This is a genomic window from Lentzea sp. NEAU-D7, assembly GCF_026242055.1.
Classification (GTDB): domain Bacteria; phylum Actinomycetota; class Actinomycetes; order Mycobacteriales; family Pseudonocardiaceae; genus Lentzea.
The window spans coordinates 1-22,343 of the sequence record NZ_JAPJDL010000041.1 but is presented as its reverse complement, the minus strand read 5'-3'; the positions used below and the strand labels follow the sequence as shown (position 1 = coordinate 22,343).

Here is a 22,343-nt window from a genome sequence, read left to right as displayed (position 1 = left end):
GCCACCCCCCACCCTCGCTCCGGCACCAACCCCGAGCGGGGCGTCTCCACACTCCTCGAGAGTGCGGAGACGCCCCGCTCGCGTCGTGCGGTCAGCAGTTCGGACGGCACCGCCGCTGCGAGACGGCGTCGAGCAGCACGCCGCGGATGTCCTCCGGGTTCGGCGCCTGGTACGCCTTGCCGCCGGTCGCGGCGGAGATCGCGCGCAGCGCCTCCATGTCCACCTCGTCGCCGAGGCCGACCATGATGACCGGAACGGGCTTCGCGGGGTCGGACTCCCGCTTCAGCGTCTCGATCAGCGCGTTGGTGTCGATCGACGAGACGTCGTCGTTGCGGCCGTCGGTCATCAGGACGACCGAGTTGACCTTCGACGGGTCGTAGCCCTTCAGGACGTGGCGGTAGGCGGCCAGCGTCGTGTCGTTCAGGGCCGTGCCGCCGCCGACGAGGCCCGGCAGCTGCGAGGCGCCCGCCTCCAGGCGCTTGCGGCGCGTGACGCCGGCCAGGGGTTCGCCCAGCGGGCCGATCGGGACCAGCTCGATCCAGTCGTTCGGCGGCTTCTTGTCGGTCGAGAAGGCCCAGAGGCCGATCGCCGTGGTGTCCGGGAGCATCGAGAGAGCTGTCATGGACGCCTCGGTGGCGGACTCCACGCGGGTCTTGCCGTTGCCGCTCTTCTCGATCATCGAGCCGGAGACGTCGATGACCGTCAGCATGCGCATGTCGAGGCTGATGGCGCCCCACGTGCGCAGGAGCTCGGAGACCTGGTCGGCGTTCGGGGTCTCGATCAGCTTGACGTCACCCGCCTGGACGCCCTCCACGTCGGTGCTCCACTTCGCGGGGGCGGCGCCGCCCACCGTGCGGAAGCCCGCCTCGCCGAAGCGCTTGGAGGTGTCGCCGGAGCGGAGGACCTTCTCGAACTCGGCCGCGGCCTCGCCGATGCCCTCCGGCTCGTTCGGGCGGGAGACCCGGACCAGCGGGTAGTCGAACGAGAGCGTGCCCTCCTTGGGCGGGGCGCCCAGGACGGCGTTGTCCTTCGCCGAGCGGTTGTTGGCCACCACCGACTGCTCGGTCGCGGCGAAGAGCGGTGCCTTGTCCGCGTCCGTGGTGACCTTGCCGAACGAGTCGCGGACCGACGGGACGGCGCTGCGGCCCACGCGCAGGAGGGTGCCGACCAGCTCGGGCTTGGGCGTTCCGTCCGGGTTGCCCAGCAGGGTGCGGATCACGAACAGCGAGGCGAGGCCCTCCGACGTCATCGTCGGGTCGCTCATGGAGATCTGGACCTTCGGGTCCACGACCTTGGCCCACGAGACGGGGGTGACCGGGAAGCCGATCTTGGACATCGCCTGCTCGGAACCCGCCATCACCAGCGGGCTGGACGCCAGCGAGGGCTTGATGTCGAGCTTCGGGGCCTCCGGGCCGGTCTCGGCGGCCTGGCGCTGGGCCTCGGCCGCCCACATCGAGGAGTCCGGGATCCAGAGGGAGTGGGGGTTGATCTGCGCGGTGGGGAGCTCGTTCGCCACGTCGGCCGCGTTGCGCGACTCGACCTGGACCTGGACGCACCGGCCGCGCACGACCGGTTGTGATCTCTGGTAGTCCTGCGCGGCCGCGTTCACCACATCCAGGGCGGCTGGGGTGACGGCGATCTTCAACGGCAGTGCGCCGGAGCAGTCGGCACCGCTGGTGGCACGCAGTGCCACGACCGTGACGCCCGCCGCCGCGACCACCCCGAGCAGGGCGGCCACGGGGAGGGCCACCCGCCGGAACAATCCGGGGGACGTATGACGTGCTGACATACAGTTACTTACCTTCGGTCACGTGTTCACTCTTTCGAGTGGCGGGGGAACACTCGGGGGATGAATGAGGATGACATGTGACCCGCAAACGTAATGAGATGGCGTGACCTGCGTCACTCGTCTGGACGGCCGTATTTGTTCCGGATGAACCAAAGTGCGTGAACATGCGTGGTGGGGGTCACCCGCGGGAACCACAGATGGCCCCCGCCCGTTGGTTGCTCAGTACCCGGCCAGTGAGCGGTAGGCTGGTCGGACGCGGTATGTGGGTCTTCCACTGCCCGACGCGCAAGTCAGGGAGGGTCGAGGCCGCCCGCCGGCCGTAAGTGCATGGACCGCAAGCGCCTGCTTCGCAACCCGCTGCTGTGGATCGCTGCGGTGTTGCTGCTCTACTTCGTCTTCACCGTGCTCTTTGACGACTCACGGGGGTATCACCCGGTCAAGACGTCCCAAGCACTGCAACAGGTCAGGGACGGCAAGGTCAAGGAAGCCACGATCGAGGACAAGGAGCAGCGTCTCCGACTCACCCTCACCGACGGCACCACCTTCGAGGGCAGCAACCGCCTGATCACGCAGTTCCCGGCCAGCTCGACGGACGAGATCTTCACCGTCCTCGACCAGGCCGGCAACAAGCCGACGGTCGAGACCAAGGTCAGCCAGGAGTCCATCCTGATGCAGATCTTGATCTACCTCGTCCCGCTCGGCCTGCTGTTGCTGCTGCTCATGTGGATGATGAACAACGCTCAGGGCGGCGGAAACCGCGTCCTGAACTTCGGCAAGTCCAAGGCCAAGCAGTTGTCCAAGGACATGCCCAAGACGACGTTCGCCGACGTCGCCGGTGCCGAAGAGGCCGTCGAGGAACTGGAAGAGATCAAGGACTTCCTCCAGAACCCCGGCCGCTACCAGGCACTCGGCGCGAAGATCCCGAAGGGCGTGCTGCTCTACGGCCCGCCGGGAACCGGCAAGACGCTGCTCGCCCGAGCCGTCGCCGGCGAGGCGGGCGTGCCGTTCTACTCGATCTCCGGTTCGGACTTCGTCGAGATGTTCGTCGGTGTCGGTGCCTCGCGTGTGCGTGACCTGTTCGAGCAGGCCAAGCAGAACGCGCCGTGCATCATCTTCGTCGACGAGATCGACGCGGTGGGCCGCCACCGCGGTGCCGGTCTCGGCGGCGGGCACGACGAGCGCGAGCAGACGCTGAACCAGCTGCTCGTCGAGATGGACGGCTTCGACTCGCGCGGCGGGATCATCCTCATCGCGGCGACGAACCGTCCCGACATCCTCGACCCGGCCCTGCTGCGCCCCGGCCGCTTCGACCGCCAGATCCCGGTGTCCGCACCGGACCTGAAGGGCCGCAAGCAGATCCTGCGCGTGCACTCGAAGGGCAAGCCGCTGGCCGCGGACGCGGACCTCGACGGCCTCGCGAAGCGCACCGTCGGGTTCTCCGGCGCCGACCTCGCGAACGTCATCAACGAGGCCGCTCTGCTCACCGCGCGCCAGAACGGCCACACCATCGACGGTGCGGCCCTCGAGGAGTCGGTGGACCGCGTGATCGGCGGTCCGGCCCGCAAGAGCCGGATCATCTCCGAGAAGGAGAAGAAGATCACCGCGTACCACGAGGCCGGGCACGCCCTGGCCGCGTGGGCGATGCCGGACATCGACCCGGTCTACAAGGTCACCATCCTCGCCCGCGGCCGCACGGGTGGTCACACCCTCTCGGTGCCGGAAGAGGACAAGGACCTGATGACCAGGTCCGAGATGATCGCGCGACTGGTGTTCGCACTGGGTGGCCGTTCCGCCGAGGAGCTCGTCTTCCACGAGCCCACGACGGGTGCGTCCAACGACATCGAGCAGGCGACCAAGATCGCTCGCGCGATGGTCACCGAGTACGGCATGAGCGCGAAGCTCGGCGCCGTGAAGTACGGGCAGGAGCAGGGCGAGCCGTTCCTCGGTCGCTCGGCCGGTCGCCAGGCGGACTACTCGCTGGAGGTCGCGCACGAGATCGACGAGGAGGTGCGCAAGCTCATCGAGGCCGCGCACACCGAGGCGTACGAGGTGCTCGTCACCTACCGCGACGTCCTCGACGACCTCACGCTCGAGCTGATCGAGAAGGAGACCCTGCACCAGAAGGAACTGGAGCGGATCTTCGCCCGCGTCGAGAAGCGGCCGCGCATCACCCAGTTCAACGACTTCGGTGACCGCACGCCGTCCGACATCCCGCCGATCAAGACGCCCGGCGAGCTCGCCAAGGAACGCGGCGAGCCGTGGCCTCCCGTCGTCGAGGACACCCTCGACGACGAGCCGGAGTCGCAGCAGGCGGAGCCCGCCGCCGCGGAACCGGCCACCGAGGCACTGCCGTCGCCCAACGGGTCGAACGGTGCTCACCAGCCCGGTCAGCCTTCGAACCAGGCGGGTCCGCCGAACTACGGCGCCCCGCCCGGATGGACCCCGGCGACGGTGCCCGGCGGCAAGCCGCACAACGTCTGGGAGCCGAAGAAGCCGCAGCCGGACCAGGACGAGCGGCAGTGACAGAGCAACACCAGCTCGACGGAGACGCCGGCCTCACCCACCACGGGGAGGCCGGCGTCTCCGCGCAGCGGGTCTTCGACCACGACCGCGCAGAGGCTGCGGTGCGCGAGCTGTTGATCGCGTGCGGTGAGGATCCCGACCGGGAGGGCCTGCGCGAGACGCCCGGACGGGTGGCGCGCGCTTACCAGGAGTTGTTCGCCGGGCTCTACACCGATCCGGACAGCGTCCTCGCGAAGACGTTCGACGAGAGCCACGAGGAGCTCGTCCTCGTCACGGACATCCCGATGTTCAGCTTCTGCGAGCACCACCTGCTGCCGTTCCACGGCGTCGCGCACGTCGGGTACATCCCGAACGAGCACGGCCGCGTGACGGGGTTGTCGAAGCTCGCGAGGCTCGTCGACCTCTACTCGAAGCGGCCGCAGGTGCAGGAGCGGCTGACGTCGCAGGTCGCGGACGCCCTGGTGCGCAAGCTCGAGCCGCGCGGCGTGATCGTCGTGATGGAGGCCGAGCACCTGTGCATGGGCATGCGCGGTGTGCGCAAGCCCGGTTCGCGCACGACGACGTCGGCGGTGCGGGGGTTGCTGCGCACGTCCGCGTCCTCGCGGGCGGAAGCGATCGAACTGATCAGGGGCCGGTCGAGGTGAACGGTCTGCCTCGTCCCGGCCGCTGCGTCGTGATGGGTGTCCTGAACGTGACGCCCGACTCGTTCTCCGACGGCGGCCGCTACATCGACCGCCGGGACGCCGTCGCGCACGGCGTCGAGATGTTCAAGCGCGGTGCGGATGTGATCGACGTCGGGGGTGAGTCGACCCGGCCCGGTGCCGGGCGCGTCGAGCCGGCCGAGGAGATCGCGCGCATCGTGCCGGTGATCCGGGCGCTGACCGCCGAGGGCGTGCCGGTCAGCGTGGACACCATGCGCGCCTCCGTGGCCGGAGCGGCGCTGGAGGCGGGCGCGTCGATCGTGAACGACGTGTCCGGCGGCCTGGCCGATCCCGAGATGGCCGCCGTCGTCGCCGCGGCCGGGGTTCCGTACGTGCTCATGCACTGGCGCGGGCACAGCACGGAGATGGACGCGCTGGCGACGTACGACGACGTGGTGACGGACGTGCGCACGGAGTTGCTGGAGCGCGTCGAGGCCGCGCTGGCCGCCGGCGTCGCGGAGTCGTCGATCGTGCTCGACCCCGGGCTGGGGTTCGCGAAGCTCGGCGACCACAACTGGGAGTTGTTGCAGCGCCTGGACGAACTGGTCGATCTGGGCTTCCCGGTGCTGGTGGGGGCGTCGCGCAAACGCTTCCTCGGCACGTTGCTCGGCAACCGTCCACCGGACGGCAGGGAGGACGCGACCGCGGCGGTGTCCGCTCTGGCCGCGTTCAACGGAGCGTGGGGTGTGCGGGTGCACGACGTCGACCGGACGCTGGACGCGGTCGCCGTCGCCGGTGCGTGGAGGCGGGGACATGGCTGACCGGATCGCGTTGACGGGCCTGCGGGTGCGCGGCAACCACGGGGTGTTCGAGCACGAGAAGCGCGACGGGCAGGAGTTCGTCGTCGACATCACGCTCTGGCTCGACCTGAGCGCGGCGTCCCGCACCGACGACCTGAAGGAGACCTACCACTACGGCGAACTGGCCGAGATGGCCGCGGCGATCATCGGCGGTGAGCCGTGCGATCTCATCGAGACCGTGGCCGGCCGGATCGCCGACGCCGCGATGGCCGACTCACGGCTGCACGCGGTCGAGGTGACGCTGCACAAGCCGTCCGCGCCGATCCCGCTGACGTTCGACGACGTGTCGGTGACGATCCGCCGGTCGCGCCGGCTGGCCGCGCCGCTGCCCAAGGAAGCCCGTTGAGCCGCGCGGTCCTCTCGATCGGCTCGAACCTCGGCGACCGGTTGCGGTTCCTGCAGTCCGTCGTGGACGGGCTGCGGCCGTTCGTCGTCGCCGTCTCGCCGGTGTACGAGACGGCGGCGTGGGGTGTCGAGGACCAGCCGGACTTCCTGAACGCGGTCGTGATCGTCTCTTCGGACGACGTGGACGAGTGGGGCTGGCTGCGGCGCGGCCAGGCGCTGGAGAACGCCGCCGGGCGCGTGCGGGAGAAGCGCTGGGGGCCCCGCACGTTGGACGTGGACGTGGTTTCGGTGGACGGGGTGACTTCGGACCACCCGGAGTTGCTCCTGCCGCATCCTGGGGCGTTTGAGCGCGCGACGGTCCTCATCCCGTGGCTGGACGTCGAGCCGGATGCGGTGCTGGCGGGCCACGGACCCGTTGCGGGCCTGGAGTTCTCCGCCGAGGGCGTGCGGCGGCGTGACGATCTCGTGCTTTCGGGTTGGATGGAAGCGTGAAGTTCACCCGTCCCCGTGACCTCGCGGCCGTTGCGATCGTCGGCGGTCTGCTCGCGCATCTGCTGCTGCGGCTCACGTACGACTCGTTGCCGCCGTTGCCTCTGCTGGCCGGGTCGACGCTGTTCGTCATCGCGGTCGCGGAGACCGTGTTCGCGTTCTCTTTGCGGGCCAGGATCCAGCGCCGGCAGGGCGCTCGTCCGGTGCAGCCGCTGACGGCCGCCCGAGCGGTCGTGCTGGCGAAGGCGTCGTCCGTTCTGGGCGCTTTGATGTTCGGTGTCTGGACCGGCTTGCTGATCTTCGTGCTGCCCGTCCGCGACTCGTTCCCCGCGGCCTCGAACGACCTGGTGGCGGCCGTTGTCGGGATGATCGCGGCGGTCGCGCTGACGGCTGCCGCGCTGTGGCTGGAGCACTGCTGCAGGACGCCGGACGAGAGTTCCGGGACGGATTAGATACCCGGCCGTAGGTCTCAGTCACATAACTACGCGGTACCGTAGTGCGCATGACCGGGCGAGGCGCGTCGACCGACGACGAGCAAGATGATCACGGTCGTGGCTCAGGGCGATTGCTGTTGGTAGCGGCACTGGCGCTCGCCCTCGTGGCTGCGGCGGTGCTCGTGCTGAGCGACAGCGCCCGGATGCTGCGTCTGGCCGTGGTGGCCGCGTTGTGGGCGGCTCTGGTGGGTGCCTTCCTCGCTGCGAGGTATCGCAGGCAGGTCACGGAACGTGACGACGAGGTGGCCGATCTCCAGTCCGTCTACGAACTGGAACTGGAGCGCGAGGTCGCCGCGCGCCGGGAGTACGAGCTCGAGATCGAGTCGGAGACCCGCAAGCGCATCGAGGAGGAGTCGCGCGCGGACATCGAGGCCCTGCGCGCCGACCTCCACGCGCTGCGCGACAACCTCCAGGCCCTGCTCGGCGGTGACGTCCTCGTCGAGCGCGTGGCCCTGCGCGCCGAGTCGACCCGCCTGCGTTCACTCGGCTCGGAAGCGGCCCGGCTGACGGCGGCGCCCGAGCAGCGCGTCATCAACGCCAAGCCGGTGATCACCGCGACGTCGTCCGTCACCTCGGAGAAGCCGTCCGAGCGCACCGAGCTGATCGAGCGCGTCGCCCACGACGCCAAGATGCAGCCCCCGCGCCGCGAGCAGGCGCGTCCCGAGCCCGTCCGCCCGGATCCGGCCAGGAACTCGCCGCGCCCGCAGCCCGCCGTGGTCCGCCGCGAGCCCGTGAAGGCCCCGAAGCAGCAGGAACCGCCGCGCCCGCAGCCCCGTCCCGCCGCGGCGGCCGCGGCCGTCTCCGCCAGGCTCGGCAGCGCCGCCCCGGCTCCGCAGAAAGCCCCGCCGCCTCCCACCGTGAAGGCCCAGCCGGTGCAGGCGCAGGTCCACCGCACCGAGCGGGTGCAGCGCCCGCAGCAGCCGCCGGCCCGGCCCGAGCCGTCGCAGCGCCCGGAACAGCCTCCGAAGGCTCCCGCGGCGGCCGCGAAGCCGATCGCGAAGCCGGTCGTCGAGACCCGCAAGCCCGAACAGCGCTCCCGCGTAGCCGAGCGCACCGAGATGATCGACCCGAAGGCCCTGGCCGCCGGCGGAGGCCGCCGCCGTGCGGGCGACCGCCCGGCCCAGACCCCGGCGCCCGTGCAGGACAGCGGTTCGTGGGAAACCCTGAAGCCGGACGCCCCCAGTTCCGGCCGCCGCTCCGAGGAACGGCCGTCCCGCCGCACCGCCTCCGAGGACTCGCTGGTGTCGCTGCCCCCGGTGGGCCGCCGTTCCGCGGCCGAGCAGTCGTCGGCCAGGCTCCCCGCGGTCTCGCCCGGCAGGCGTTCCCCGGCCGACGAGCCCCCGGTCTCCGGCCGCCGCGTCGCCGAGGACTCGTCCACCCGCCTGCCCGCGGTCTCGACGGGCCGCCGCGCCGCGCCGGAAGACCCGTCGGGCGCGCACGCGGACGGCAAGTCGGTGAGCGAACTGCTGGCATCGCTGGGTGGAGGCGACGCCCCGCGCCGCCGGCGCCGCCGCGACGACTAGCTACTTGTCGATGTCGCCGACGATGACGGCGAACGAGCTCAGCACGGCAGGCAGGTCGTCCACCTTCGTGCCGGGCAGGAGCGCGGACAGCGCCTGAACGTTGTTGAACGACGGCGTGCGGAGCTTGAGCCGCCACGGCGTCTTCTCGCCACGTGACGACAGGTGCACTCCAGAGGTGCCCAACGGCGCCTCGACGCGCGTGTAGACGGAACCCTCCGGTGCCTTGATGGCCTTGGGCAGCCGGAGGTTCACCGGCCCCTGTGGCACCTGCTCCAGGCACGCGCGAGCCAGCTCCACCGACTTCCGCACCTCGTCGAGAAGGCACCGGACGCGCGCGGCCGCGTCCCCCTCGGTCCGGACCACGGGGGAGAAGCCCAAGGCCTTGTAGGCAGGCAACGGGTCGTCACGGCGCAGGTCGAAGTCCACCCCGCTGGCCCGGCCGATGGGCCCGGTGACGCCGAACGCCAGCGCGTCCTCGTGGGGCAGGACACCAAGTCCTTCGAGCGCACCGAAATCGACGGGCAGGGTTGCCACGTCCACAGTGGACAGGAATGCGGCGACCCGCTCGGTCCAGCCGGCCGGGACGTCCTCGCGCAGCCCGCCGATCCTGTTGAACATGAAGTGGATGCGCCCGCCCGAAGCCTCCTCCATCAGCGCCTGCACGCCCTCGCGGTAGGTGGCGGCGTTGGGGGACAACGGGGTCAGGAAGACCATGTGCGCCATCAGCCGGTTCAGCTCGCACAGCAGAGCGCGCAACCACTGCGCGCGGGCCGGCACGTCCATGCCCGTCATGCGTTCCACGGCCAGGGCGACGGCGAGCTCGTTGCAGAACGCCGAAAGCCAGTCGTGGCGGTTGGCGAGCGTCAGGACCTGCCGGTAGTCACGAACCTCGAAGAGCTTCTCGGCGCCGCGGTGCAGGTGACCCACCAGCGGCTCGGCGGCGGTGATCACGAGTTCCGGCGTGACGGTCAGGCGCAGGCGGTAGGCGCCGTGGGCCGAGGGGTGCAGTGGACCCAGGTCGATCACGCGGTCCACACCCAGGTAGCGGGCGCCTGCGCCTACGCCGACGGTGATCTGCTCGCTCACCCGAGCATGGTTTCACGGGCCGCGAATCCGCTGCCGCACGGTCGCGGGCGTCGCGGTCCGGTGGCTGGGGATGTTGGGGAAGGCCGCGCTGGAGGCGGCTGGACCGGGGCTTGGCCGGCACCTGGTTGGCCGCCTCGGGTCGGGCTGGGAGGAGCGCGGTGGGGAGGGACGTCGCCGAGGCGGACATGACCACATCGGAAAGGTCGTATCGGAAGTGCCTGCATCGGGGCTGGCCGTTCCGGCGAGTTCCCTGAGGCTCCGATCGGGCCGGGTCCGCCTCACGACCTCGTGACCGCGAAGAAGAAGCACCCGTGCGACAAGCTCCGAACCTGAATCGCCTCAATCGAAGGATTGTTGAACAATCCGGCGATCACACGATCGAACGAACCCGGCTCCACCACCTCGCCGTCGTAGATCTGACCAGCGGCGTTGTAGGAACGAAGGATCCGGGGATTGTTCAACAACTCAACAGGGAGACGATCCAACGAAGGCGAGTCCGGGCACTCCACGTGCGTGAAGATCGGGCCGACCTCGCGGTACGGACCCTTGCCCACAGCAGGCGAGTGCCGGAACAACCAGACCGGCTCCCCGGCCAGCGACTTGCGCAGGCAGCAGCGCAACGGCACCCCGGGCTCGGAGGCGCGGTACTCGCGCCCGGGGTCGGCCAGCGCGGCCGAAGGCAGGACGTTGTGAATTCGCATGACCCCGACGATGGCGGTCAGAACTCCGGAAAGCTGGCGGGATTCGGACGCCAGGGCGGCAACGCGGGCAGCAGGTCCGCGACCACCACCCCGCACCCGTGCAGCAGCCACCCGAAGCCACCCAGCCCCGACGGATCACGCAGCTCGGCGATCCGCCCGGCCCGCGCGGCCGACTCCAGCCAGTCCCACCCGGAACCGGACGCGGCACCGGTCAACCCCAAGGCGCGCAACGCATCCCGCTGCGACACCAGTACCCAGTCCCCGCCCGCCGCCGCGGCACAGGCGTCGAACGCGACGTGCGCCGTGATGTCGCAGGACCCGTCGAACACGGGCTCCACCTGCCGCCCGCCCCGGTACCCGGTCAGCGTGAACCGCCGCGACGACACCAGATGCCCGTAGTCGATCGCCAGCGCCGCACCGCGCACCGACGACACCGCCGCGGCCCAGGCCGCGTCCCGGGGCGCCCCCACCTCTGCCAGGTCGCCGTCGGCCAGCGAAGGCCACCACCGGGTGATCCACGGGTCGTCGGAAGGCCCGGTCACCACCGGGCAGGGGATCGCGTCGAGCCACTCGTGCCCGATCAGCAGCCCGGCGCACGACGGCACGGAGGAGGTCCACCGAACCCCTGGCAGCTCAACGTGAGGTCCGACCTCGACCGCGGTCACCCGGAGCCGCGCCGCCAGTGATCCGGACGCCAGCGAGCGCACCGCGAACGCCAGTTCACCGCCGCCCGCGCCCACGTCCACGAAGTCCACGACCGGGGGAAATCCGAGCGCGGCGTCCACGCGCGACAGCAAGGTCAGCAGGGCCTGTGCCAGCTCCGGTCCGACCAGCGGAGACGTCCGGAAGTGCGCGGACGGCTTCTCGCCGCGGGCGAAGAAGCCACCGGGGCCGTACAGCGCGGCGTGCCAAGCGGCTTCCCAGTCGAACATCGGACAAGTGTGCATCTAAGGTCATTTCCCGTGACCGACGCCGACCCCATGCCGACGCCGACGAAGAAGCGCATCGAGCAGCGCCGCTGGACCGTCCTCTTCCCCGTCGTGGCGCTGATCGCACTCGCCGCGGCCGGGCTCGTGCTGTTCGCGCTGGGCACGTCGAGCATCGGCATCGAGCCGCTGCTGGTCGGTGCCGCCGCCGCGCTGATCCCCGTCGCGTTCGTGGTGAGCGCCTTCCTCTGGATCGACCGCTGGGAACCGGAACCGGCGAAGATGCTGCTCTTCGCGTTCGTCTGGGGCTCGTGCGGCGCGACCATCAGCTCGCTCGCGTTCAATCAGACGTCCAGGGTGCTCGGCAACCTGCTGACCGACGACGGCACGACGTTCACGGCCGTCGTCGGCGCGCCGATCGTCGAGGAGGCCACCAAGGCCGTCTTCCTCATCGCCGTGTTCGTCCGCCGCCGCCACGAGTTCGACGGGGTCGTGGACGGCATGGTCTACGCCGGCATCACGGCCGCGGGCTTCGCGTTCACCGAGAACATCTGGTACTTCGGCCGGGTCTTCCTGGAGAACGGCCTCGGCGACCTGAGCGGCGGTGTGATCGCGCTGTTCGTGCTGCGCGGGGTGCTCTCGCCGTTCGCGCACCCGCTGTTCACGGCCATGACCGGCATCGGTGTCGGCATCGCGGCGACCACCGGCAACGCCACGGTGCGCATCATCGCGCCGATCGGCGGCTACCTCACCGCCGTCGGGCTGCACTCGCTGTGGAACTTCTCGACCACCGTCGGCACCGGCTCGGCCTTCATCAACCTGTACTTCCTGATCATGGTCCCGGTGTTCGCCGGCGCCGTCGCGATCGTGGTGTGGCAGCGCAGGCGCGAGCAGCGGATCGTCGCCGGGCAGCTCGCCGCGATGGCGCAGAACCGGTGGATCGCCAACAGCGAGGTCGCCCTGCTGGCCAGCCTCAACGGCCGGCGGAACTGGTTGCGGGCGGTCAAGCGCAAGTCGGGCGAGACGTCGGTCAAGGCCGTGAAGAACTACCAGATCGCCGTCACCGAGCTGGCCTTCCTGCGGCACCGCATCGAGCAGGGAACGGCCGGTCAGAGCGCCGAGCAGCGCCACGGGGTGCTGCTCGACACGTTGCACGCCGCCAGGGCCGCCGCCCGCCGGTGAATCCCGTCACCGAGCGGGTTCAGGGGCACTCGGCGGAGCTACCCTCGGCGGCGTCGTCCGGTACCCGCACCAGGGACTGGAACGTCAGAAGGAGTTAGTCGCATGGACGCGACCCCACGTCCGGCGAGGCTCGCCGTAGGAGTCATCTCGGCAGGCCGCGTCGGTTCCGTGCTGGGCGCCGCGCTGGCCAGGACGGGCCACGTGGTGACCGGCGTTTCCGCCGTCTCCCAGGCCTCCCGCAACCGCGCGGACGAGCTGCTGCCCGGCGTCCCGGTCGCCGACCCCACCGAGGTCGCCGCGCGCGCCGACCTGGTGCTGCTGGCCGTGCCGGACGACGAGCTGGAAGGCCTGGTCAAGGGCCTTGTCGCCACCGGATCTCTGCGCGCGGGCCAGATCGTCGTGCACACCAGCGGCGCGATGGGCGTGCGGGTCCTCGAACCCGCTGCCGAACTGGGCGCGCTCACGCTCGCGCTGCACCCCGTCATGACGTTCACCGGCCGCTCCGAGGACCTGCAGCGGATGAGCGCCGCCTGCGTCGGCGTCACGGCCGCGGACGGCGACGAGGTGGCCTGGAGCGTCGGCGAGGCGCTGGTCGTCGAGATGGACGCGGACCCGGTCCGGATCCCCGAGGCAGTCCGCCCGCTCTACCACTCGGCGCTGGCCCACGGCGCGAACCACCTGATCACCCTGGTCCGCGACGCCGCGGACCTGCTCACCGGCTCCGGGGTCGCCAACGCCGAGCGCCTGCTCGGCCCGTTGCTGTCCGCCGCGCTCGACAACGCGCTGCGGCACGGCGACCGCGCCCTCACCGGTCCTGTCGCCCGAGGCGACACGGGTACCTTGCGCAAGCACCTCGGCGTGCTCGCGCAGCAGGCACCCGAGATCCTTCCCAGCTACCGCGTGCTCGCCCGCCGCACCGCCGAGCGGGCCGAGGACTCCGGGCTGCTCAAGCCCGACGCGGCCAACGACGTTCGCACCACTCTTGAGGACTGACGTGACGAAGCCACTGACCAAGGACGACTACCGCCCGGACGACGTCACGGTGCACCGCGACCCGGTCCGCCTCAACAGGGTCATCAGGGCGCTGCGCAACGCCGGGCGCAACGTCGCGCTGGTGCCCACCATGGGCGCACTGCACGCGGGCCACCGCCAGCTGATCCGCGAGGCGCAGGTCATGCAGAACACGGTGGTCGTCGTGTCGATCTTCGTGAACCCGTTGCAGTTCGGGCCGAACGAGGACCTCGCGAAGTACCCGCGCCAGTTCGAGTCCGATGTGGACATCTGTCGCGAGGAGCGCGTGGGCATCGTCTTCGCGCCGTCCGCCGAGGACATGTACCCCGAGGGCGCACAGGTCACCGTGCACCCCGGTCCGCTGGGCGACGAGCTGGAGGGCGCTGTCCGCCCCGGCCACTTCGCGGGTGTGCTCACCGTCGTGTCGAAGCTGTTCAACATCGTGCAGCCCACGTACGCGGTGTTCGGGCAGAAGGACTACCAGCAGCTGCAGCTCATCCACAAGATGGCGCGCGACCTCAACTTCCCGCTCGACGTCGTCGGCGTGCCGACCGTCCGCGAGTACGACGGCCTCGCGTTGTCGTCGCGCAACGCCTACCTGAGCCAGGAGGAGCGCCACCACGCCGTGACGCTGTCCGCCGCGCTCACCGCCGGCGCGCACGTGTCGTCGCAGGGCGCGGACGCGGTACTCAAGGCCGCGCACGACGTGCTGGCGCAGGTGCCCGAGGTCGAAGTGGACTACCTGGAGCTGCGCGGGGTCGACCTCGGTCCCGCACCGGAGAACGGCGACGCCCGGCTGCTGGTCGCGGCCCGCGTCGGTTCCACCCGCCTGATCGACAACATCGCGGTGTTGCTCGGCGACGGCGACGAGCAGGGGGAGTGACATGTTCCGCACGATGCTGAAGTCCAAGATCCACCGCGCCACGGTGACGCAGGCCGACCTGCACTACGTCGGTTCGGTGACCGTGGACGAGGACCTGATGGAGGCCGCCGACCTGCTGGCCGGCGAGCAGGTCGCCATCGTCGACGTCACCAACGGCGCCCGCCTGGAGACCTACGTCATCCCCGGCGAGCGCGGTACCGGCGTGCTGGGCATCAACGGCGCCGCGGCGCACCTCGTGCACCCCGGCGACATCGTGATCCTGATCGCGTACGGGCAGATGGACGACGCGGAGTCGCGCACCTACCAGCCGCGGGTCGTGTTCGTGGACGCCGACAACAAGGTCGTCGACCTCGGCAGCGACCCCGCGCACGCCCCGGAGGGGTCCGGTCTGGTGAACGGCTCCACGAGCGCGCCTTCTTCTGAGACCGTGGAAGCGACAGCGCTGGACGCGTTGATCCAAGCCGAGAACTGAGGAACGCAACGTGCTGCTCGCCATCGACGTCGGCAACACCAACATCGTGCTCGGTCTGTACGACGGGGTCGGCGACTCGGCCCCGCTCGTGCGCGACTGGCGGATGCGCACCGACGCCAGGATGACCGCCGACGAGCTCGCGCTGACCATGCGCGGACTGCTCGGCGAGTACGCCGACAAGATCACCGGCATCTCCGCGCTGTCCACGGTGCCCGCGGTGCTGCGCGAGCTGCGGGTCATGCTCGGCCGCTACTACGACGCGGTGCCGAAGATCCTGGTGGAGCCGGGCGTGAAGACCGGCGTCCCGCTGCTCGTCGACAATCCGAAGGAGGTGGGCTCGGACCGCGTGATCAACACGCTGGCGGCCCACCACCTCTACGCGACCTCGTGCATCGTGGTCGACTTCGGCACGTCCACGAACCTCGACGTGATCTCGTCGCGCGGCGAGTTCCTCGGCGGCGCGCTGGCACCGGGCATCGAGATCTCGGTCGACGCCCTCGCCTCCCGCGCCGCCCAGCTGCGCAAGGTCGAGCTCGTCAGGCCCCGCAACGTGATCGGCAAGAACACCGTGGAGTGCCTGCAGTCCGGCATCGTCTACGGGTTCGTCGGCCAGGTGGACGGGCTGGTGCGCAAGATCACCGAGGAGCTCCAGCAGACCGACCCCGGTCCCGTGACGGTCATCGCCACGGGCGGGCTCGCTCCTCTGGTCGTCTCCGAGTCCTCGACGATCGCGCACCACGTGCCCGACCTGACCCTGCTGGGCCTGCGCATGGTGTTCGAGCGCAACCTGCCCGCTACTCGCTGACCCGCACCATCCGGAAGACCTCCGCGCGCAGGGGGACGTCGAACGGCCCGTTCGACGTCTCCGGCCGCGCGCGCAGGAACGCCAGGACCTTGTCGTTGATCGCGGCCCGCTCCGCCTCGTCGATGACGAGCAGGCGTGAATGCGTGTTGATCCAGGCGATGGCGGCTTCCGGAGAGTCCCGGCGGTGGGTGTGCGGGAAGGTGGCGCGCTCCTCCTTCGCGAACGACGGGTGCGCCATGATCGAGACGGGGTCGTGCCGCTGCGACTCGACGCTGGTCGCCGACACCTGCTCGAGTTCGCGCACCCACTCGACGTCCGTGACCGGCTCGGCCCACATGGCCGCCAGCACCCCGCCGGGCCGCAGCACGCGCGCGATCTCCGGCAACGCCTTCTCCTGGTCGAACCAGTGGAACGCGGTGCCGACGAACACCGCGTCGACCGTCTGGTCCGGAACGGGGATGTGCTCGGCATGACCCGGCAGCGCGCGCACACCGTGAACGCGGCGCACCAATTCGGACAACATCTGCTCGTTGGGCTCCACTGCTGTCACGCGGTGGCCCTCCGCGCACAGTCCCGCGGTCAGCTTGCCGGTGCCGGCGGCCAGGTCGAGCACGTCGAGCCGCTCGTCGGTGCCCAGCGGCTCCAGAGCCCACCGGATCGCCGCCACGGGATAGTCAGGCCGGTGTTCGGCGTAGGCCTCGGCCTGCTCGCCGAACGAGTCCGCTCGCCTCGCGTGTAGATCCATCACCCCAACCTAGTGAGTTCACCGGTGTCCAGAATGGTCTGGTGGGGTTCACCGACGTGCTGGAGGAGTTCGTTCGCACGTCTGACGTAGTGGTCGATCACCCGCGCGGCCCGGCCGTCGGCGATACCAGCGGGCGGCCGGTCCGCCGCTCCCAGGGATTTGAGCGGTACCACCGGTGACAGGGCGGCGACGGCGGCTCGTCCGCAGGTTCAGCCTCTCGTGCAAGGCGTCGGCGTGTTGCGGTCACCTCGTGAAACGGGTATCCGGTTCGCTTCGGCTTCACGGGTGTCCGTACCCTTCTCCGCGTGAGTGAGCAGCCGAAGCAAAACCTCGTGACCAGCGAAGAAGACCTGCCAGAGCAGATGCGCGTGCGCCGGGAGAAGCGTGCGCGGCTGCTCGCTTCCGGTAAGGAGCCCTATCCCGTCGAAGTCGCGCGCACGCACACGTTGCGCGAGATTCGCGACGCGCATCCCGATCTCGAGCCGGACACGCAGACGGGCCAGCAGGTCGGCGTCACCGGGCGCGTGATGTTCATGCGCAACACCGGAAAGCTGTGCTTCGCGACGTTGCGCGAAGGCGACGGCACCGAACTGCAGGCGATGCTGAGCCTTGCCGGTGTCGGTGAAGAAGCGCTTTCCGAGTGGAAGACCGACGTCGACCTCGGTGACCACGTTTTCGTGAGCGGTGAGGTCATCAGCTCACGTCGTGGCGAACTTTCCGTGATGGCCGACGGGTGGCAGCTGACGTCGAAGTCGCTGCGTCCGTTGCCGGTCGCGCACAAGGAACTCGGCGAGGAAACCCGCATTCGTCAGCGATACGTCGACCTGATCCTCAGGCCGATGGCGCGCGACACTGTTCGGACCCGTGCGAACGTCGTTCGTTCTCTGCGCGACTCGTTCCACCGGCGTGGATTCCTCGAAGTCGAGACGCCGATGTTGCAGACGCTGCAGGGCGGTGCCTCCGCGCGTCCGTTCATCACGCACTCGAACGCGCTCGACATCGACCTGTTCCTGCGCATCGCGCCGGAGCTGTACTTGAAGCGCTGCGTCGTCGGTGGCATCGAGAAGGTCTTCGAGATCAACCGCAACTTCCGCAACGAGGGCGTGGACTCGTCGCATTCGCCCGAGTTTTCGATGCTGGAGTACTACGAGGCGTACGCCACGTACGACTCGAACGCGGTACTGACGCGCGAGCTGATCCAGGAAGCGGCGGAAGCCGTGACGGGTTCTCAGATCGTCACCTTGGCGGACGGCACCGAGTACGACCTCTCGGGTGAATGGACGACGCTGAGCATCTACGAGTCGTTGTCCGAAGCGGTTGGTGAGGAAATCACCCCCGAGACGCCCGCCGAGACGCTGCGCAAGCTTTGTGACCGCCACGAACTCGAGGTCAACCCCAAGTTCGGGCACGGCAAGCTGGTCGAGGAGCTGTGGGAGCACCTGGTGTGCGACTCGCTCTACGCGCCGACGTTCGTGCGCGACTACCCGGTGGAGACGTCCCCGCTGACCAGGCAGCACCGCAGCAAGCCGGGTGTGGCCGAAAAGTGGGATCTCTACGTGCGCGGATTCGAACTCGGCACGGGTTACTCCGAACTGGTCGACCCGGTCATCGAGCGCGAACGCCTGGAAGCGCAGGCGCGTCTTGCGGCGGCCGGTGACCACGAGGCCATGCCGATCGACGAAGACTTTCTGCGATCACTGGAGTACGGAATGCCACCGAGTGGTGGTGTCGGAATGGGTATCGATCGGCTGCTGATGGCGCTCACCGGTCTGGGTATCCGGGAGACCATCTTGTTCCCGCTCGTTCGCCCTGAATGAGTAACTTTCCGGATGTCGATAGGTGCAATGCGGCACTCGTGCGCTAACCTGCCTCGCAGAAGGCTTTAGTTGGCACGCGGGTGACCGCGCATTCGGGGTCCAGGAGGATACGCATGGCGCAGAAGGTCACGGTGACCCTCGTCGACGATCTGGACGGTTCCACCGCTGAGGAGACCGTCGAGTTCGGACTGGATGGTGTCAGCTACACCATCGACCTTTCCTCGGGCAATGCGGGCAAACTGCGGGATGCTCTTGCCGACTTCGTGGGAAGTGCACGTCGCGCGGGTGGTCGTAAGCGTCTTGGGCCCGGCCGTCCGGCCGGCAGCGTGAAGGCGCGCCCCGCATCGGCGGATCGTGAGCAGAACCAGGCCATTCGCGAGTGGGCCCGCAAGCAGGGCATGAAGGTGTCGGACCGCGGCCGCATCCCGGCCGAGGTGCTCGACGCCTACCACCAGCAGGGCTGAAATTCGGCAAAACACGAAGGGGTTCCGGGGAATCTTCCCGGAACCCCTTCGTGCTATATGAGTGACCGTTCGACCACCGCCGGGTGCGCAGAAGGTGGAACGGTGCTATCCAAACGAGATCGTGAACACTCTTGCTGCTGACTTTTTAGTTGACCCGACAACGGGTTGGTGAGCATTGTTTGGTGATCTTTCCCGGACCTGTTCTTCTGCGGGCGAGGCCGGCGGTGTGACCGGAACCGGCGCCCTGGGCCTCAGTGCGACCAAGTGGTTCGGTTAGGCTTACCTCTCCTGTCTGGATCGAGGAGGGTGGGCCTTGGGTCGTAGGTCGTTCGGCCTGCTCTTCCTGCTGGTCGTGCTGGTCGCCGTGTGCGTGGCGAGCATCGCGATCGGCTCGAAGGAGATCCCGCTTTCCGGGGTGTGGCACGGTCTCTTCACGCCGACCGGCGTCGAGGACGACGTGGTGGTCCGCGAGCTGCGGATCCCGCGCACGTTGCTCGGCGTCGCGGTGGGCATCGCGCTCGGCGTGGGTGGCGCTCTCATGCAGGGCCACACGCGCAACCCGCTGGCGGACCCCGGCATCCTCGGCGTCACGCACGGCGCGGCACTGGCGGTCGTGCTCTCGATCTTCCTGCTCGGCGTGAACTCGCTGGTCGGCTACATCTGGTTCGCCTTCGCCGGCGCGATGATCGCGAGCGTCGTGGTGTTCCTGCTCGGGTCGGCCGGGCGGGGCGGCCCGTCACCGGTGACGCTGGCGCTGGCCGGTGCCGCGGTGTCCGCGCTGATGAACGGCCTGGTGTCGGCGATCGTGCTGCTCGACCAGCAGTCGCTCGACGCGTTCCGGTTCTGGCAGGTCGGCGCGATCGCCAGCCGCGATCTGACGGTGCTGGCGCAGGTGGCGCCGTTCCTGCTGGCCGGCCTGGTGATCGCGGCGTTCAACGCGCCGGGCCTCAACGCCATGTCGCTGGGCGAGGACGTCGCCAAGTCGCTGGGCGTCCACGTCAGCAGGACGCGGTCGCTGGGCATCTTCGCCATCACGCTGCTGGTCGGCGGGGCCGTCGCCGCGTGCGGGCCCATCGGGTTCCTGGGGCTCGTCGTGCCGCACGTCGCGCGCGCGTTCACCGGCCCCGACTACCGCTGGATCCTGCCGTACTCGGCACTGCTCGGAGCGGTCCTGATCCTGTTCGCCGACATCGTCGGACGGGTGGTCGCCCGCCCCTCCGAAGTGGAGGTCGGCGTGATGCTGGCGCTGATCGGCGCTCCGTTCTTCATCTTCCTGGTGCGGCGCAAGAGGCTGGTGAAGATTTGACGACCGCGACCAAGACCCCCGCGGCCGAGGCGCCCGCCCTGCGGCTGGGCGCGGCCTCGTTCCGGCTGCGCCGCCGGCCGTTGCTGGTGGTGGCGGCCTCGCTGGTCGTCCTGGCGGCGTTGCTGGTCGCCGACATCATGATCGGCGACTTCCCGCTGACGGTGACCCAGGTCGTCGACACGCTGCTGGGCGGCGGCACGCGCCGCGACCAGTTCGTGGTGATGGAGCTGCGGATGCCCCGCGCGCTGACGGGCCTGCTGGTCGGAGGCGCCCTGGGACTCTCCGGAGCGATCTTCCAGGCCATCGTGCGCAACCCGCTGGCCTCGCCCGACATCCTCGGCGTGACGTGGGGAGCCGGCGCCGGCGCGGTCTCGGTGATCACCTTCGCCGGTTCGCTGGGCGTGGTGACCGGCACCGCCGCGTCGATCGGCGTCCCGCTGGCTGGCCTGGCCGGTGGCCTGTTCGCGGGCCTGCTGGTCTACGCGCTGGCGTGGCGGCAGGGCATCGAGGGCTTCCGGATGGTGCTGGTCGGCATCGGCATCACCGCCGTGGCCGGCAACTTCACGCACTACCTGCTGACCGTCGGCGACGTGCAGGACGCGGGCCGCGCGATGGTGTGGATCACCGGGTCGCTGAACGGCCGCGGCTGGGAGCACGTCGTGCCCGTCGCGCTGGCGCTGGTCGTGCTGGTGCCCGTGGCCATGATCGGCGGCCACGTCCTGGGCGCGCTGCAGTTCGACGACCAGACGTCACGCGGACTGGGCGTGCGAGTGAACGTCGCGCGGTCGTTCCTGATCATCGTGGCGATCGTGCTGGCCTCGGTGGCCACCGCCGCGGCGGGCCCCATCGTCTTCGTGGCGCTGGCGTCACCGCAGATCGCCCTCCGCCTGTCCGGCACCGCCCAGCCGCCGCTGTTCGGCTCGGTGGTGGTCGGTGGCGCGCTCGTGATGCTGTCGGACCTGGTCGCGCGGACCGTTTACCGCACCGAGCTGCCGGTCGGCGTGGTCACCGCCGTGCTCGGAGCGCCCTACCTGATGTTCCTGCTGATCCGAAGCCGCCGGGAGGCGCGGGTATGAGTGTGCGTCTTGAGGCTTCGTCGTTGAGCGTGGGCTACGGGGAACGGCAGGTCGTCGACAACCTCGACCTGTCGATCATCGGCGGCACCGTGACCGCGGTGATCGGGCCCAACGGGTGCGGCAAGTCGACCCTGCTCAAGGCCCTGGGGCGGCTGCTGCCCGCCCGGTCCGGCGCGGTGCTGCTGGACGGCAAGCAGATCGACTCCATGTCCACCCGGGACGTTGCTCGGGTGCTGGGGATGTTGCCCCAGGCCCCGTCCGCACCCGAGGGGCTGACCGTGGCCGACCTGGTGGCTCGGGGGCGGCATCCGCACCAGTCCTGGTACCGGCAGTGGTCCTCGGACGACGCTGCCGCTGTTGATGCGGCGTTGGCCATGACCGGGATCCTGGATCTGGCAGAGCGGACCGTCGACGAGCTGTCCGGTGGGCAGCGGCAGCGGGCCTGGATCTCCATGGCTCTCGCCCAGGGGACCGATCTGCTGCTGCTGGACGAGCCGACGACCTTCTTGGACCTTGCGCACCAGATCGACGTGCTGGACCTGGTGCAGGAGCTGCACGCGTCCATGGGGCGGACGATCGTGATGGTGCTGCACGATCTGAACCTGGCTGCTCGGTATGCGGACAACATCGTGGCCATGCGGGACGGGCGGATCGTGGCCCAGGGGGCGCCTGGTGAGGTGTTGACCGAGGAGATGTTGCTGGAGGTGTTCGGGTTGGATGCTCGGGTTGTCGAGGATCCGGTTTCTGGGACGCCGTTGGTGGTGCCTGTGGGGTCTCGGCATCGGTTGCCGTGAGTTGTCGGACCCTCTGAGTACGTTGTGATGTAGGGGTTCCCAGAACGGGGGGACGCCTGCGACAGCGTGGTCGCCTTGCGGGCGGTGAGCTTGCGGGTCACCTTGCGGGCGGCGGCTTTGCGGGTGGTCACCTTGCGGGCGGCGACCTTGCGGGCGGCGGCTTTGCGGGTGGTCACCTTGCGGGCGGCCTGGTCGCCTTGCGTGCTTCCCCTGGGGGCGCTGCCCCCAGACCCCCGGCAATCTGATCAGGGGGCCCGCGCCACGCGCGGGTTGATGGCACGCCTGTTGTGTTGGGCGGCTGCCTGTTGCTTAGAGGGTTGCGTTGGCGGTGGGGTCCCATCACAAGCCGCACCAAGAGCGGGCCACATGCAAGGAGGGGTGTCAAGCGGACGAAAAGCGTGTCCGCTTGAC

The 22,343-nt window shown here is 69.7% G+C and carries 22 protein-coding genes; 17 read left to right on the top strand and 5 right to left on the bottom strand.

Annotation, left to right across the window (positions count from 1 at the left end):
• Window positions 1-91: 91 nt before the first annotated feature.
• Window positions 92-1,750: a substrate-binding domain-containing protein gene (locus tag ORI60_RS44460; protein WP_266044020.1), complete on the bottom strand. Its 1,659-nt coding sequence runs from the start codon at window positions 1,748-1,750 to the stop codon at window positions 92-94.
• Window positions 1,751-2,116: 366 nt separating this feature from the next.
• Here ORI60_RS44460 and ftsH point away from each other — a divergent pair, with 366 nt between their 5' ends.
• Genes ftsH through ORI60_RS44425 form a run of 7 tightly spaced genes read left to right on the top strand, consistent with a single transcriptional unit; the run spans window position 2,117 to window position 8,664 of the window.
• The gene (gene ftsH, locus ORI60_RS44455) at window positions 2,117-4,312 is read left to right on the top strand and encodes an ATP-dependent zinc metalloprotease FtsH (protein ID WP_266044019.1); all 2,196 of its coding nucleotides are present in this window, start codon (window positions 2,117-2,119) and stop codon (window positions 4,310-4,312) included.
• Complete coding sequence (gene folE / locus ORI60_RS44450; protein ID WP_266044018.1) at window positions 4,309-4,956, top strand: GTP cyclohydrolase I FolE; 648 nt, start codon at window positions 4,309-4,311, stop codon at window positions 4,954-4,956. The genes ftsH and folE overlap by 4 nt, the downstream gene beginning before the upstream one ends.
• Before the next feature lie 32 nt (window positions 4,957-4,988).
• Entirely contained in the window at window positions 4,989-5,774 is a 786-nt protein-coding gene (gene folP / locus ORI60_RS44445) for a dihydropteroate synthase (RefSeq protein ID WP_266044022.1), read from the top strand.
• Window positions 5,767-6,159 carry a dihydroneopterin aldolase gene (gene folB, locus ORI60_RS44440; protein WP_266044017.1) on the top strand — a complete coding sequence of 131 codons (393 nt, stop codon included), beginning with the start codon at window positions 5,767-5,769 and terminating at the stop codon, window positions 6,157-6,159. The genes folP and folB overlap by 8 nt, the downstream gene beginning before the upstream one ends.
• Window positions 6,156-6,650, top strand: a complete 495-nt coding sequence (gene folK / locus ORI60_RS44435) for a 2-amino-4-hydroxy-6-hydroxymethyldihydropteridine diphosphokinase (RefSeq protein WP_266044016.1) — start codon at window positions 6,156-6,158, stop codon at window positions 6,648-6,650. The genes folB and folK overlap by 4 nt, the downstream gene beginning before the upstream one ends.
• Window positions 6,647-7,099: a DUF3180 domain-containing protein gene (locus ORI60_RS44430; RefSeq protein WP_266044015.1), complete on the top strand. Its 453-nt coding sequence runs from the start codon at window positions 6,647-6,649 to the stop codon at window positions 7,097-7,099. Before folK ends, ORI60_RS44430 begins: the two co-directional genes overlap by 4 nt.
• A gap of 50 nt (window positions 7,100-7,149) precedes the next feature.
• Complete coding sequence (locus ORI60_RS44425) at window positions 7,150-8,664, top strand: DUF6779 domain-containing protein (RefSeq protein WP_266044014.1); 1,515 nt, start codon at window positions 7,150-7,152, stop codon at window positions 8,662-8,664.
• On the opposite strand, the gene ORI60_RS44420 is transcribed toward ORI60_RS44425, so the two are convergent.
• From ORI60_RS44420 to ORI60_RS44410, 3 genes are all read right to left on the bottom strand, one after another.
• Window positions 8,665-9,750 carry an NADH-quinone oxidoreductase subunit D gene (locus ORI60_RS44420; protein ID WP_266044013.1) on the bottom strand — a complete coding sequence of 362 codons (1,086 nt, stop codon included), beginning with the start codon at window positions 9,748-9,750 and terminating at the stop codon, window positions 8,665-8,667.
• A gap of 278 nt (window positions 9,751-10,028) precedes the next feature.
• Complete coding sequence (locus ORI60_RS44415; RefSeq protein WP_266044012.1) at window positions 10,029-10,451, bottom strand: DUF1203 domain-containing protein; 423 nt, start codon at window positions 10,449-10,451, stop codon at window positions 10,029-10,031.
• A 17-nt stretch (window positions 10,452-10,468) separates the two neighbouring features.
• A complete protein-coding gene (locus tag ORI60_RS44410) occupies window positions 10,469-11,383 on the bottom strand; it encodes an SAM-dependent methyltransferase (RefSeq protein WP_266044011.1) in 915 nt (304 codons plus the stop codon).
• 48 nt (window positions 11,384-11,431) lie between these two features.
• On the opposite strand from ORI60_RS44410, the gene ORI60_RS44405 reads away from it, so the two are divergent.
• The 5 genes from ORI60_RS44405 to ORI60_RS44385 all read left to right on the top strand — a co-directional run bounded on the left by ORI60_RS44405 (window position 11,432) and on the right by ORI60_RS44385 (window position 15,730).
• Window positions 11,432-12,559, top strand: coding sequence for a PrsW family intramembrane metalloprotease (locus tag ORI60_RS44405; RefSeq protein ID WP_416234599.1), 1,128 nt, complete (start codon window positions 11,432-11,434; stop codon window positions 12,557-12,559).
• A 102-nt stretch (window positions 12,560-12,661) separates the two neighbouring features.
• Entirely contained in the window at window positions 12,662-13,552 is an 891-nt protein-coding gene (locus tag ORI60_RS44400) for a Rossmann-like and DUF2520 domain-containing protein (protein WP_266044009.1), read from the top strand.
• 1 nt (window position 13,553) lies between these two features.
• Window positions 13,554-14,453 carry a pantoate--beta-alanine ligase gene (gene panC, locus ORI60_RS44395; RefSeq protein WP_266044008.1) on the top strand — a complete coding sequence of 300 codons (900 nt, stop codon included), beginning with the start codon at window positions 13,554-13,556 and terminating at the stop codon, window positions 14,451-14,453.
• A 1-nt stretch (window position 14,454) separates the two neighbouring features.
• Complete coding sequence (gene panD / locus ORI60_RS44390) at window positions 14,455-14,925, top strand: aspartate 1-decarboxylase (protein ID WP_266044007.1); 471 nt, start codon at window positions 14,455-14,457, stop codon at window positions 14,923-14,925.
• A 10-nt stretch (window positions 14,926-14,935) separates the two neighbouring features.
• On the top strand, window positions 14,936-15,730 hold the full coding sequence (locus ORI60_RS44385) for a type III pantothenate kinase (protein WP_266044006.1): 795 nt from the start codon (window positions 14,936-14,938) through the stop codon (window positions 15,728-15,730).
• On the opposite strand, the gene ORI60_RS44380 is transcribed toward ORI60_RS44385, so the two are convergent.
• A complete protein-coding gene (locus ORI60_RS44380; RefSeq protein WP_266044005.1) occupies window positions 15,720-16,475 on the bottom strand; it encodes a class I SAM-dependent methyltransferase in 756 nt (251 codons plus the stop codon). The genes ORI60_RS44385 and ORI60_RS44380 overlap by 11 nt on opposite strands.
• 362 nt (window positions 16,476-16,837) lie before the next feature.
• Between ORI60_RS44380 and lysS the strand changes: the two genes are divergently transcribed.
• The 5 genes from lysS to ORI60_RS44355 all read left to right on the top strand — a co-directional run bounded on the left by lysS (window position 16,838) and on the right by ORI60_RS44355 (window position 21,932).
• Entirely contained in the window at window positions 16,838-18,292 is a 1,455-nt protein-coding gene (gene lysS / locus ORI60_RS44375) for a lysine--tRNA ligase (protein WP_266044021.1), read from the top strand.
• Between the two features lie 113 nt (window positions 18,293-18,405).
• Entirely contained in the window at window positions 18,406-18,756 is a 351-nt protein-coding gene (locus ORI60_RS44370; protein ID WP_030477509.1) for a histone-like nucleoid-structuring protein Lsr2, read from the top strand.
• 313 nt (window positions 18,757-19,069) lie between these two features.
• On the top strand, window positions 19,070-20,062 hold the full coding sequence (locus ORI60_RS44365) for a FecCD family ABC transporter permease (protein ID WP_266044004.1): 993 nt from the start codon (window positions 19,070-19,072) through the stop codon (window positions 20,060-20,062).
• Window positions 20,059-21,138, top strand: a complete 1,080-nt coding sequence (locus tag ORI60_RS44360; protein WP_266044003.1) for a FecCD family ABC transporter permease — start codon at window positions 20,059-20,061, stop codon at window positions 21,136-21,138. The genes ORI60_RS44365 and ORI60_RS44360 overlap by 4 nt, the downstream gene beginning before the upstream one ends.
• Window positions 21,135-21,932, top strand: coding sequence for an ABC transporter ATP-binding protein (locus ORI60_RS44355; protein WP_266044002.1), 798 nt, complete (start codon window positions 21,135-21,137; stop codon window positions 21,930-21,932). The genes ORI60_RS44360 and ORI60_RS44355 overlap by 4 nt, the downstream gene beginning before the upstream one ends.
• Window positions 21,933-22,343 lie beyond the last annotated feature (411 nt).